This window comes from Parabacteroides sp. AF27-14, from assembly GCF_003635425.1.
In the GTDB taxonomy this organism is placed as follows: Bacteria; Bacteroidota; Bacteroidia; order Bacteroidales; family Tannerellaceae; genus Parabacteroides; species Parabacteroides distasonis.
Genome location: NZ_QTLZ01000006.1, coordinates 43,662 through 55,997, shown reverse-complemented (window position 1 = coordinate 55,997; position 12,336 = coordinate 43,662). Strand labels below are relative to the sequence as shown.

Genomic DNA, 12,336 nt, shown 5'->3' with positions numbered 1-12,336 from the left:
CCATATAAATCGCTGTCTTATAAACTATTAATCAACAGACCAACTCACTTGAGAAAGGCTTCCCAAGTGAATAACTAACCACTTCCAGACTCGTAAGCTTACGGCTACCCCCAGCCGTAAGTTATTCACTTGACAAACCGTAAGTTATTCACCTGACAAGGCATAAATTATACATTAACCGTCTCTTCCCCGATGGTTATCGGGAAATGGCAGAGGAACTATAGATACAAGTGGCCCATTTGTCTTTTTGACAACTTGTAATCTGAAGTCCCGGAGAATCGATTATTCCGTACCCAAGTGCGTCTCGCTTCCAAATTCGAGAGAAAAAAACAGCAATTCTCTGTTTGATAGCCGTTTGCTGAAAAACAGCCTTTCGTTCCAGCCGAAATAATTCACCCTAGTTCATGTTTTACGGTCGTTAGGCGGTAATAATGCCCAACGCTACCGCATGTGAGGGCCGATGCCTATATATGTGTAGGCTTACGCCACTATATGTGTAGCTTGACGCGACTATATGTGTGGGTTAACACTGCTATATGTGTGAGTTGATACAGCCATATGTGTAGGTTGATACGTATATATTCGTTAAAAAGCGACGCTTATCGTGTTAAAAAGCGGTTGTGGTAGCTTGTTCGCGCTCCCCGCTTACGCTCGTTGGCTTTTATAGCCAGAGAGCCGTGTCGTGAAAAAGAAGGTATTTCAATCAAAAAGATACCATTCATCGCATTAAGCTGACATCCGTGATTCTTGTCTTATCCCTTTGAATTAAGTCTGTCCCCAATAAATATCGGGTGAGCGTTTACTTGATTAATATTGGAAATATATGAACGATGAATCTGCAGAAAAATATCTTGAGGCAACGATTCGTCAGCAACCACGTCACTGGCTCATAGACAAAAAACGAAACGGCAGACATCTCCGCCGTCCCGCCCAAAAGAGATAGCCTTATCTCTGTTTGTACACATGTCAAGGTTGGTTATTTACTGATATCAGGGCCTATATAAACCCTGTTTTTCATATCGTGCGTAAACATAAGACTTTTTTTCGACAAAAGAGCAGATTCCTTCTTCTTTTTGGGAATACATGTTCTAAACATGCCACACTACCTCTTGGCTACTAGCGTGAGCTTCTATTATAGAGGAACTATGAAAAAGCATTTTACATCAAAACATAAAGCTAAATCCTTTCTTCTGCGAAGCATTGAACCGTTCAATCTCCAAAGAAAGGGATTTCTTTAACTGATTAGCCATAAATATTAAGAAAGACCTGCGTATGATGCAAATTGCCTTCAGTCGTTTTAAGGATTTTCTGAAAGAACAGTACCCATTATATGAATGCAACATCAAACCCGAATTTATCACTAAGGATATGATGGTTCTGTTTGTAGACTATTTGCAATCCCGTAGCGTTGGCGAAGGAGCAAAAAGTATCTATCAGCGTTTCAAGAAAGTGATACGCTATGCCATCGAACACGATGTGATACTGAAAGACCCGTGTAAAGAAGTAATTTGTAAGGTAGATGACCAAATGTTACGGAAAGATGTGCTTTCACTGGAAGAAATTCAGGCTCTTATCAACTGCCATTATGAGAATGAGAACCCAATGGTAAGACGTGCCTTTATCTTCTGCCTATATTGTGGTTTACGCCTCTGTGATGTGAAAGACCTTACATATAAGAATGTAGACTACTCAAACAAGCTATTGAAGTTTGAACAAAACGGTGAAGACCGTGCAGCCTATGGTGAGCAACTCTTGAAGAAGCTGGAAAAACGACTGAATACCAAAGGGCTTAACGAACGTAGATTCCGGGAGTTCAGACGTTTATATCTTGTTTATCCACAGTTGAAAGAAGAGGTTTTAGGCTATGTTATGTCGGGTTCGGGAATTCGGCGGTTGCCGACCGCCGAATTTGAAACAGAGATTCGGCGGTCAGTAACCGCCAAATTGCAAATGGTTTCAGAAATTGCAAATAATGACTGGAAATTGGCTGCTGAAAAGCTATTTAACAGATTATCTTCTACGCATTTGAATGCAATATCTGCTATTGACAATCCTATTAAACGTGCCTTTTATGAAATGGAAACGATTAGGGGATGCTGGACTGCAAAAGAACTGGAACGGCAGATTGATTCATTGTACTACGAGCGTAGTGGATTATCTAAAAACAAAGAAGCTCTTTCTGCATTAGTACAGCAACAGGCAGTTCAACTACAGCCTGCGAATGTAATAAATACTCCCTTGACCTTAGAGTTCTTAGGGTTAAATGAACGGGCATTAGTTACAGAGAATGATTTAGAGCAAGCCATCCTTGATAATTTACAAAAGTTCCTTCTGGAAATGGGACACGGCTTCTGCTTTGTACTGAAAAAGGAGATACTTTAGTTCGTTATGCCACAGCAGGATTAGACCCAAATATTTTTGTACAAAAGTATAAAATCCAGTTGCCCAGTGAGGAAGAATTCAAGAGATTTCTTTCAAAGGAGATAGGCTAACAACTTTCAATAAAAACAAAGGTTTAGTTCATTTTAGATATACAAGAGAAATGGACTAAACTTAATCTGTAACCTTTTCATTATAAAACCTCAAAAATTCCATTTCACCCACCTGCTTTAAAAATTTCTGATTTTCAATAAAGTCTTGCCCATACTTTAACCAACGTTTTGTAAAACCTTTGAACTTAGTACAAGGAAATAGATGACATTGGTAGCAGTGTGTTATTCCTTTCTCAACGCAACACAGGTAAAATGTTCTACATTTTTCACAGCGGGTTTTGTTTTCCTCTGCTCCCTGACAAGTTTTTTCATCTCGTGTGTAGCTTGGACAACCGCCACAGAACACACCACAAGCAGGAATACGACCATGATATGGCTTTATTACAGATAAGGTTTTTGCCATCCAAAAATTAGTCAAATTCAATTTATTTGCCTGTCGTTTTTGTTCCTTCTTCACCACGTATTTTTGCTTCTCAAAGAATGGACGAGCAGTTAGACTCACTTCTGATGTGATTTGTATAATACCTTTTGTAATAGCATATCGTTCTATTTCTTCCAAAAGCATAGTTGCAATGCCTTTGCCTTGAAAGTCTGCGTGAATGAACATAGAGTGCAGATAGCCTTGCGGCGTAATGGATGAAAAACCTACAATCTGAGACAATTGATTAACAGCCACAATAAAATAGTGAGTCTTTATCATTTCCTCTATATTGGAAAGATCATCTCCGCATGATGCCCAATCTTCAACTTCATCCTGTGAATAATCACGCCTGTTTACTACAAGCACGGTATTCTTATATAAATCTCTCAGTTCAGCACTATCAGATTGTTGCGCTATTCTGATTTTAAAGTCCATTTTCATCTTTGGTTTTGTATCTTTTCGTATAATACCTTATTATCATTAAGGGTTAAAACATATATCTGTTTTTCCGAATTATCGTTAAATGCTTCTTCTTCAAAACTTCCAAACTTGTGAATAATATCAAATCCAGCCCGTTCCAGATATGAATCCAATTCTTGAGGGAAAAACATCCTCATGTCCAAATTCTGGATTGAATGAAACTCGCCATTGATAAAATAGTGCCATTCTATGCGATTGATTTGGGTTGTACTCTCATAACGCATCGTTTGTTTTATCAACACATCCCGTCCATCATCCGTTGTATATTCGGCAATTACTGCCTGCACTTTTTCGCTCTCGACAATATACTGGATGTTGGGATTAAAGCAATCTAACAGAAATAAGCCTCCTGCTTTGAGATGATTTCTAACGCACCCTAACGCATTGAATAAATCTTCGTTTCTGTATAAATGGTGGATTGAATTAAATGGAATAAAGATTAGGTCGAATTTTTCTTGCAAGTCGAGCATTCTAATATCTGCTTCTATGAAATCAATCACTAATTCTGCTTCGATAGCCTTCATCTTTGCTTGTTCGAGCATTGAGGGTGTGTAATCTACTCCGCAAATGCTGTATCCATCTTTGGCAATGGGGATCGTAAGTCTGCCTGTACCACAGCACAGTTCAAGTATTTCAGCCTCCTTATTTTTCGGTAGCCACTTTTTGTAGAATTGCAAATCAGATAGAAAGGTATTTAATCCATCATATATATTTGCATCATAAATCAACTCACCAACCTTGTAACCTATATTCATTTATATTCTCCAATATTCATTGTTTCATATTTATATACCAAACTTATTTCTATTCTCTTTCGTGTCCGGATGGATATGCCATAGATTAACCTTATCTTCCTTTATTTCTGCAACCCAAATAGCATGAACATTATTTAGAACCTGATCTGATTTAACATACCCACAGGGTTTTTGGACTGACCCAAAAAATTGTCTAGCCGTGGATAGTCCTGCCGAATAATTACATACAAAAAAAGCTTGACTGATTACTCAATCAAGCTTTTCAACTTCAGTACCCAGAGCCGGGATCGAACCGGCATGGAAGTGAATCCACTGGTGTTTGAGACCAGCGCGTCTACCAATTCCGCCATCTGGGCATTTTTGATTAACCTTTTAGCTTTAGCAGTAGGTTTGTTTCTCAAATGCGTTGCAAAGGTACAGCTTTTTTTTAAACCCGCAAGCGTTTGGGTAAAAATTTTCAAATATTTTTTTCACAGTGGGAATATGTATGGGATTGTTTCGCATAGAAAGATTATTTCGTTACATTTGTAAACGTATAATCATAATAACAGCCAATATCATGAAAGATAATTATTGCGTCATCATGGGAGGCGGAATCGGTAGCCGTTTCTGGCCTTTCAGTAGAGAAAGTTACCCAAAGCAATTCCTTGATTTTTTTGGGAGCGGACGGTCTTTACTGCAAATGACATTTGATCGCTTCGCAAAAATCATCCCTACTGAAAATATATACATCGTTACCAACGAATCTTATGCGGACTTAATCAAGGAGCAGTTGCCGGAATTAGCGGAAGAACAAATACTTTTGGAACCGGCTCGTCGCAATACAGCCCCTTGTATCGCTTATGCGGCTTATCATATTAAGGCATGCAATCCGGAAGCCAATATTGTCGTAGCCCCTTCCGACCATCTGATCTTAAAAGAGGATGTTTTCTTGAGGGACGTTCAAAAAGCGTTGGATTTCGTGAAGAGAAACCGTGCGTTGGTCACCTTGGGCATCAAGCCTAGCCGCCCGGAAACAGGATACGGATATATCCAAAGCAGTGATACGGTAGTAGATGATTTCACCAAGGTAAAGACCTTTACTGAAAAACCGGATCTCGAGTTGGCAAAGGTATTTATGGAAAGTGGAGAATTCTTCTGGAATTCTGGCTTGTTCGTCTGGAACGTGAATACGATCTTGGAAGCGTTCTCTAAATATCTCCCGGATATCAGCAGCCGTTTCGATCTAGGTAAGGATAAATTTAATACCCCGGAAGAAAAAGCGTTCATCCAAGAGAATTTCCCTTATTGCCTAAATATATCCATCGACTACGGTATCATGGAGAAAGCGCACAACGTATATATGCTATGTGTAGATTTCGGTTGGGCCGACCTCGGTAGCTGGGGATCTTTGTTCGACCTAGCGAATAAAGACGAAAATGAGAACGCAGTATTGAAAAATAACGAGGCAATGCTATACGAATGCTCCGGCAATGTGATCGCATTAAATAACCCGAAACGTCTAGCCGTTATCCAAGGGCTAAAAGATTGCATCGTGGCCGAGTCCGGAAACGTATTATTGATTTGTAAGAAGGATGACGAACAACGTATCAAACAATTCGTAGCCGACGCTAAAATCAAATACGGAAAAGAATACAACTAATTAAGAATTGAGAATTGAGAATTGAGAATTATCGGCAAGCGGTATTCATTCTCAATTCTCAATTTTCAACTTCTTAGCAAGATATCGTACAGGATACCACGCAGCCAAAAAGCCTATCGTTAATACCGTTACAAAGACTGTTATTATATCCACCGTGACTACACGTACCGGATAAGCCTCTATAATAAACGCTCCGGCAGCTTCCCCTAGTTTTATAAAGCCAAACTCTTGTTGTAGCAAGCAAAGTACAACCCCGATCAAGACTCCGATCAAAGCTCCAAAACCGGAGATCATCCAGCCTTCAAACAAGAAAATCCGACGGATCAGACTGTCATCAGCCCCCATATTACGCAGTGTACTCACATCCTCCTGTTTCTCGATCATCAACATGGATAAAGAACCCACCACGTTGAATAAGGCGATCGCCAATATAAAAGTAAGGATCAAGAAGGTCATCCATTTCTCGACTTGCATCATCTTGAAAGAAGCCTCTTGTTGCTCAAAACGGTCTTGCACGATATATTGATCACCTAGGATACGTTGAATCTCTTTCTTTACCGGAGCGATATCCCCGCTATCTTTCACCTTCAATTCCACCGCTGTCACTTCTTTATCATAATTAAATAAAGAACGGGCCAATGACAAAGGCACGATCATATATGAATCATCGTAAACCTGTTGGTCCGTACGAAAGACAGCACCGATATAAGCATATTCCAAATTGAAAGAAGAAGCCGGATTCGCCATGTTCACCTTCTCCTCCCGCTTCGGAGCGTAGATCTCTAGCGGAGAGACGAAGCCAGCGTTTATTCCTAGCGAGAAAGCCAATCCGATCCCCATATTCGCATAATTCGCCACCTCGTCATTCAGAAGGAACTTTCCATCGATCAAGATACTATCGATCTGCGCCAGTTTCTCATATTGCTCGTCTACACCTTTCAAGGTAGCTACACCCTGACGATCTCGATAACGGACCAAGGCATTGTCCTGCAATACCTCACTAAAACAAACAATGCCGGGCAATTCCCTCACCTTACGTATCTCTTCCGAGGTCGGGTCGAAAACCTTCCCTTTCCGAGGCATGATCTTCAACTCCGGATCAAAATTGCTGAAGAGAGAAGAGACCAAATCGTTGAAACCATTATAGACCGACAAGGCGCATACTAAGGCGATCGTGGCGACAACAACCCCGCATACCGATACCATCGATATGATATTTATGGCATTGTGCGACTTCTTCGAAAAGAGATATCGCCGGGCTATATAGAACGGAAGATTCAAGGCTCCTCTGATTACTTATGCAAAAGATTGTCGATATTCTCGATATAATCCAATGAATCGTCTATAAAGAAGCTCAATTCAGGAATCTTACGAACCTGCAAACGAATACGTTGCCCCAAATCAAAACGGATCGCTTTCGTATTGCTCCGTATAGCCTCCAATAGCTCTTGCGATTTATCCGACGGGAAAATGCTTAAATAAGCTCTCGCCACACTTAAATCCGGACTTACACGAACTACGCTGACAGAGACCAATACGCCATGCATTCCTTGCGTCTGCTTCTGAAATATATCACTCAACTCCTTCTGAAGAAGGCGTTCGATCTTTTGTAATCTAGTACTTTCCATACGCTTTATTATTTACTTTTTCCAGATCATCGTCAAGCCGTCACGTAAAGGGAGGATCACCTTCTCTACCCGATCGTCTTGCTTAACCTTTTCATTAAAAACCAGTATTCCCTTCGTTTGTTTATCGGAAGAATGCACTTCTTCTACCACTTTACCGTCCCAAAGCGTATTATCCGCGAGAATCAAGCCGCCCGGACGGACCATCGGGAATACCAAATCATAATACTCGGAATACAGGCGTTTGTCGGCATCGATAAAAACCATATCGAACGTCTCATCCAAACGGGGGATAATCTCCATCGCATCCCCCAAATGGACTTTTATCTTGTCCTTATGTAGCGAGCGGGAAAGATATTTCATGATAAAATCCTCCATCTCGTCATTGATCTCGATCGTATGGATCAACGCCCCCTCTTCCATGCCTTCCGCCATACACAAAGTGGCATAAGACGTATAAGTCCCGATCTCCAAGACTCTTCTCGGACGAATCATCCGGCAAAACATCTTCAATATCCTACCCTGCAAATGCCCGGATAGCATACGCGGACGGAGAAGGTTCACATTGGCGTCGCGATTCAACGCCGACAGCAAATCCCCTTCTTCATCTATATGAGAAAGAATATACGCATCAATCTCGCCCGTAAACATTCCTCTTACTCTTTAAAAGTAGGCAACTGATATTGCGTGCCGGCATCCAGCACCTTTCCTACGTTGTTAATCTCCAAAAAGCTGGTACCGCCACCTTCGCCGAAGCTACCGCTCAAATACGCTACCATATCGTTGCGAGTGATACGTCCGCTATGGATCAGCTGGTTCAACGCATCATAGAAATATCCCCTACGACTGTCGTTGTACGGCTGATGAACCGCCCATACCCCATAAGAAAGACCCAACATACGCATCACACGAGGATTATAGCATATAGCGAACACAGTAGAGGTTCCGCGGAAAGCGGCCAGATAACGTGCCGTACGACCCGTATAACTATCCGTGATAATCGCCTTCACATGTAATTTAGAAGAAGACTTAACGGCTTGTTTCGCCAAGAAAGAAGTCACGTCTAAATCATTCCCCTCGATCGGCACACGGATATCATTCGCAGAAAGCTTGGTCTTCTCGGCTTCACGAGCCACTTTCGTCATGGTCTGTACCGCCTCGATCGGATATTTTCCATAAGCCGTCTCACCGCTTAACATCAAAGCATCCGTACGATAATAAATAGCGTTGGCGATATCCGTAACCTCGGCACGAGTAGGACGAGGATTATTAATCATGGAATGAAGCATTTGCGTAGCCACGATAACCGGCTTCTTCACCTCCACGCATTTACGGATCAGCATACGCTGGATACCCGGGATCTTCTCGGCCGGAACCTCGATACCCAAGTCACCACGAGCGATCATGACGCCATAAGCCACTTCCAAAATCTCCTCGATATTGTCTACACCCTCTTGATTCTCGATCTTAGCGATAATCTTGATAGGGCTGTTACGCTCGTCCAAGATACGTTGGATATCCAATACGTCCTGTTTGTTGCGAACAAATGAGTGAGCGATAAAATCGAGATCATGATCGATCGCCCAAAGGATATTATTACGGTCTTTCTCAGTCAACGAAGGCAAATTGATACGTACGCCCGGCACATTCACGCTCTTGCGGCTACCTAGCGTAGCGTCATTCTGGATCTCGCAAAGCAAACAATCGCCGGATTTCCCGGTAACCTTCATTTCCAGATCACCATCATCGATAAGGATGTCGCTGCCAATCGCCAAATCGTTCACGAAATTCTTATATGACACACAAATACAATCATGCGAAGTTTCCTGATCGGGATTACCGATTACCTTCACGATCTCTCCAGTCTTGAAAGGGATCGGTTCCTTGTTTACCGTCGTCGTGGTACGTACTTCCGGCCCCTTTGTATCCATCAAGATACCGATACGGTCGGATACGGTACGGACGTTATTTACCACACGGGTCAACCCCTCTTCCATCATGTGAGCCGTATTCAGGCGCACCACATTCATTCCCGCTTTATATAACGCCTCAACGAACGCAACGTCGCAGCGCTGGTCGGAAACTGTAGCAACAATCTTCGTATGCTTTAACATATACCTTAAATTATTATAACCTAATTATTAATTCTATTTGATAACCTACTAAACCTTCTATCACATAAACGATTCGATCGCCAACCGATACGAATCCAGCCCAAACCCAAGAATCACTCCCCTGCATGCCGCCGATATCATCGACACATGACGAAACGATTCACGGGCATGCACATTCGAGATATGCACTTCCACGACTGGCGTAGTAACCGCCTTGATAGCATCGTGCAACGCAATGGAAGTATGCGTATAAGCGCCGGCGTTCAACACGATACCGTCATATTCAAAACCCACCTCATGGATCTTGTTAATTATCTCTCCTTCCACATTACTTTGATAATAAGATATCTCACACTGAGGAAAGCGGGCACGTAACTCGCTCAAATAGTCCTCGAACGAGGCATTTCCGTATACTGTCGGTTCTCGCTTGCCCAACAGATTCAAATTAGGGCCATTGATGATCTGAATCTTCTTCATTCTTATTGTAAGTTTATTACCTTTGTACCGCCCGTTGAGGCCGGAATTATCCGGCAAAGGTAAGGATTTTATTTGACACATTCATAACGACATACCGACAATGCGACAAGGAAAAGATATAATAAACCGATATAACACCTATTTACGGTTAGAAAAATCGCTCTCAGCCAACTCCATCGACGCCTATTTGACAGATCTTGACAAATTGCTACGTTTCGCAGAGGATGAGAAAAAGGACGTTAAGGAGATCAGCTACGACGACTTGCAACAGTTCATCGCCCAATTACGTGACATCGGTATCCATCCCCGATCGCAAGCACGCATCATCTCGGGTATCAAATCGTTCTATCGTTTCTTATTGCTTGACAATTATATAACAAATGATCCGACCGAATTGTTAGAGTCTCCCAAGATCGGATTGAAGCTGCCGGAAGTATTAACCGTCAACGAGATAAATAGCATTCTCGACACGATAGACCTCACGCTTCCCGAGGGACAGCGGAACCGTGCGATGCTGGAGGTTTTATATAGTTGTGGACTGCGCGTATCGGAGCTTACTGGCCTGCGTTATTCGGATATATATCCCAAGGAAGGTTTCATCCGGGTAGAGGGTAAAGGAAGCAAACAACGGCTTGTTCCTATCTCCGAAGTTGCTTTGCGGGAAATTAAAAACTATCTGTATGACCGGAATTCGGTCGTGGTTAAAAAAGGCTTCGAGGATATTTTATTTCTAAGCCGGCGAGGGACGGCCCTCTCCCGTATCATGGTATTTCATATCATCAAGCAACAGACGGAGGCCGCCGGTATCCATAAAAACGTAAGTCCCCATACCTTCCGTCATTCTTTCGCCACCCACTTGCTGGAAGGCGGCGCCAACTTACGCGCTATCCAAGAGATGCTGGGGCATGAGAAAATCACCACCACCGAGATATATACACATATCGACCGGGAATTCCTTCGCAAAGAGATACTGGAACATCATCCGAGGAGCAGGCCAAGAACTTAAAAGAACCGATCCTGCTCCGCTAGCAAAGCCCCAAGATATCATAATTTATTTATTTCCTCCTCTGACAAACCAGTATAACGCACGACCATTTCCATCGAAAGCCCATCAGACCGCATACGCCGAGCTGTTTCTAGACGTTCTTCCACACGGCCTTCTTCTCGACCTTCTATTAGTCCTTCTTCTCTGCCTTCTGCTAATCCTTCTGCTAATCCTTCTTCCCGTCCTTCAAACTTAGCAGTGCTCAACACGTCATTCTGGATCATAATCGCATTCAGATGTTCGTCATAAGCATAACGTTCCTCGGGAGACATTGAGTAATAGCGTAATTTCTCTCGTGCCTCTTCCAAGCCGGGGGCTGTCGTTCCGGAAGTTATGATCCCATCTTTCAAGTATCGCACCCATTCCTCCAAGGGGGTCACGGCCACCTTATCAAACTCATTCACCCGGACCAATATATACTCCGGAAAGATCTCCGAGGGAAGACGCTTGACGATCGCACCCCTCTCCTTGGTATTTACCTGTAAATGATCATGGGTATGCACGCCGACAAATTGGTTCTGCCCGTGATACAGATAATCGGTTCCTACGCCTATATCAAAATAAAGGATACTGATTGAATAGACCTTTTTCACCCCGGAATAGTCCTGTCCCAAATGAAGATGCTCGGTGACGGCCTTCGCCACGCCATAAAGCACACGTTCCAAATAATAAAGCTCGCGGGTATTCTGGATCTCGATAAGGATGATATCTCCCTTTGTGTTCTTAGCCTTGATATCCACCCGATTGAATTTATCATCGGCCATTTGCTGGTTTCCCTCACTCTCCAATATCTCCTCAATCTTGATCTGCTCGCCCAAGAACACGGTAAGAAAGCCTTCTAGCACTCCGAAATTCGCTTTTTGCCGGAGTAGGCGTTTGATGGCCCAGTCGAAACGGATATATCGATCTTGTAATTCCTTCATATACTTCTCCTCTTTTTCTGTTTTCTTTTCCATAGTCATATCATGTTTTAGTTACCCCACTATTGGGTGGCTTCAAATGTACATAAAAAGATCTGGAATACAAGCCTATCCCATCTAAAAAGAAATGTCCTTCTTTTTGGATCCGTAAGTGAATAGCCAACGAACGGGATCGTAAGCGGTCGCAAATGGGTATTCGTGTACCGTTATTACTCTATTTTAATCTCATATTTTATCGATTTAAACTATTTACTTAAAGACAAAAAACATGGATGTGGACAAATGATCACACATCCATATCTAATTATCAACAAATTAAAAGCTATCAGGTTCTCCTAAAATGAACAAATGTAAATACAGCTCAA

Annotated in this window: 10 protein-coding genes, 1 tRNA gene and 2 pseudogenes; 4 read left to right on the top strand and 9 right to left on the bottom strand. The window is 42.4% G+C overall.

What is annotated here, in order from left to right; genetic code table 11:
- Positions 1-1,257: 1,257 nt before the first annotated feature.
- Positions 1,258-1,719: pseudogene (locus tag DWY79_RS23360) on the top strand (phage integrase SAM-like domain-containing protein); the annotation flags it as partial.
- Positions 1,702-2,492 (top strand): annotated as a pseudogene (locus DWY79_RS08545) (PDDEXK nuclease domain-containing protein). The pseudogenes DWY79_RS23360 and DWY79_RS08545, both read left to right, overlap by 18 nt.
- 61 nt (positions 2,493-2,553) lie before the next feature.
- On the opposite strand, the gene DWY79_RS08540 reads toward DWY79_RS08545, so the two are convergent.
- The 3 genes from DWY79_RS08540 to DWY79_RS08530 form a co-directional block, all read right to left on the bottom strand.
- Positions 2,554-3,354 (bottom strand): GNAT family N-acetyltransferase, encoded by an 801-nt coding sequence (locus DWY79_RS08540; protein WP_034531667.1) that lies wholly within the window; start codon positions 3,352-3,354, stop codon positions 2,554-2,556.
- A complete protein-coding gene (locus DWY79_RS08535; RefSeq protein WP_008772948.1) occupies positions 3,351-4,148 on the bottom strand; it encodes a class I SAM-dependent methyltransferase in 798 nt (265 codons plus the stop codon). The genes DWY79_RS08540 and DWY79_RS08535 overlap by 4 nt, the downstream gene beginning before the upstream one ends.
- A gap of 272 nt (positions 4,149-4,420) precedes the next feature.
- A tRNA-Leu gene (locus DWY79_RS08530) sits at positions 4,421-4,504 on the bottom strand.
- Between the two features lie 203 nt (positions 4,505-4,707).
- Between DWY79_RS08530 and DWY79_RS08525 the strand changes: the two genes are divergently transcribed.
- The gene (locus tag DWY79_RS08525) at positions 4,708-5,790 is read left to right on the top strand and encodes a mannose-1-phosphate guanylyltransferase (protein WP_005863311.1); all 1,083 of its coding nucleotides are present in this window, start codon (positions 4,708-4,710) and stop codon (positions 5,788-5,790) included.
- Between the two features lie 51 nt (positions 5,791-5,841).
- Here the strand turns inward: DWY79_RS08525 and DWY79_RS08520 are convergent, their stop codons facing one another.
- The 5 genes from DWY79_RS08520 to aroQ are packed head-to-tail and all read right to left on the bottom strand — an operon-like array spanning position 5,842 to position 10,006.
- On the bottom strand, positions 5,842-7,071 hold the full coding sequence (locus DWY79_RS08520; RefSeq protein WP_008778805.1) for an FtsX-like permease family protein: 1,230 nt from the start codon (positions 7,069-7,071) through the stop codon (positions 5,842-5,844).
- 11 nt (positions 7,072-7,082) lie between these two features.
- Positions 7,083-7,418 (bottom strand): 30S ribosome-binding factor RbfA, encoded by a 336-nt coding sequence (rbfA, locus tag DWY79_RS08515; RefSeq protein WP_005859883.1) that lies wholly within the window; start codon positions 7,416-7,418, stop codon positions 7,083-7,085.
- A gap of 12 nt (positions 7,419-7,430) precedes the next feature.
- Positions 7,431-8,066: an O-methyltransferase gene (locus tag DWY79_RS08510; RefSeq protein ID WP_122369200.1), complete on the bottom strand. Its 636-nt coding sequence runs from the start codon at positions 8,064-8,066 to the stop codon at positions 7,431-7,433.
- A 5-nt stretch (positions 8,067-8,071) separates the two neighbouring features.
- Positions 8,072-9,529 (bottom strand): pyruvate kinase, encoded by a 1,458-nt coding sequence (pyk, locus tag DWY79_RS08505; RefSeq protein WP_005859887.1) that lies wholly within the window; start codon positions 9,527-9,529, stop codon positions 8,072-8,074.
- 60 nt (positions 9,530-9,589) lie between these two features.
- Entirely contained in the window at positions 9,590-10,006 is a 417-nt protein-coding gene (gene aroQ, locus DWY79_RS08500) for a type II 3-dehydroquinate dehydratase (protein WP_005859889.1), read from the bottom strand.
- Between the two features lie 100 nt (positions 10,007-10,106).
- On the opposite strand from aroQ, the gene xerD reads away from it, so the two are divergent.
- On the top strand, positions 10,107-11,012 hold the full coding sequence (xerD, locus tag DWY79_RS08495; RefSeq protein ID WP_005859891.1) for a site-specific tyrosine recombinase XerD: 906 nt from the start codon (positions 10,107-10,109) through the stop codon (positions 11,010-11,012).
- A gap of 38 nt (positions 11,013-11,050) precedes the next feature.
- Here the strand turns inward: xerD and DWY79_RS08490 are convergent, their stop codons facing one another.
- The gene (locus tag DWY79_RS08490) at positions 11,051-12,007 is read right to left on the bottom strand and encodes an Rpn family recombination-promoting nuclease/putative transposase (protein ID WP_034531679.1); all 957 of its coding nucleotides are present in this window, start codon (positions 12,005-12,007) and stop codon (positions 11,051-11,053) included.
- Positions 12,008-12,336 lie beyond the last annotated feature (329 nt).

What these genes read in the sequence shown, in the direction of transcription:
- DWY79_RS08510 (WP_122369200.1), bottom strand. Translation starts at nt 8,066, where the DNA reads ATGTTTACGGGCGAGATTGATGCGTATATTCTTTCTCATATAGATGAA.
- DWY79_RS08535 (WP_008772948.1), bottom strand. Translation starts at nt 4,148, where the DNA reads ATGAATATAGGTTACAAGGTTGGTGAGTTGATTTATGATGCAAATATA.
- DWY79_RS08540 (WP_034531667.1), bottom strand. Translation starts at nt 3,354, where the DNA reads ATGAAAATGGACTTTAAAATCAGAATAGCGCAACAATCTGATAGTGCT.
- pyk (WP_005859887.1), bottom strand. Translation starts at nt 9,529, where the DNA reads ATGTTAAAGCATACGAAGATTGTTGCTACAGTTTCCGACCAGCGCTGC.
- aroQ (WP_005859889.1), bottom strand. Translation starts at nt 10,006, where the DNA reads ATGAAGAAGATTCAGATCATCAATGGCCCTAATTTGAATCTGTTGGGC.
- xerD (WP_005859891.1), top strand. Translation starts at nt 10,107, where the DNA reads ATGCGACAAGGAAAAGATATAATAAACCGATATAACACCTATTTACGG.
- rbfA (WP_005859883.1), bottom strand. Translation starts at nt 7,418, where the DNA reads ATGGAAAGTACTAGATTACAAAAGATCGAACGCCTTCTTCAGAAGGAG.
- DWY79_RS08490 (WP_034531679.1), bottom strand. Translation starts at nt 12,007, where the DNA reads ATGGAAAAGAAAACAGAAAAAGAGGAGAAGTATATGAAGGAATTACAA.
- DWY79_RS08525 (WP_005863311.1), top strand. Translation starts at nt 4,708, where the DNA reads ATGAAAGATAATTATTGCGTCATCATGGGAGGCGGAATCGGTAGCCGT.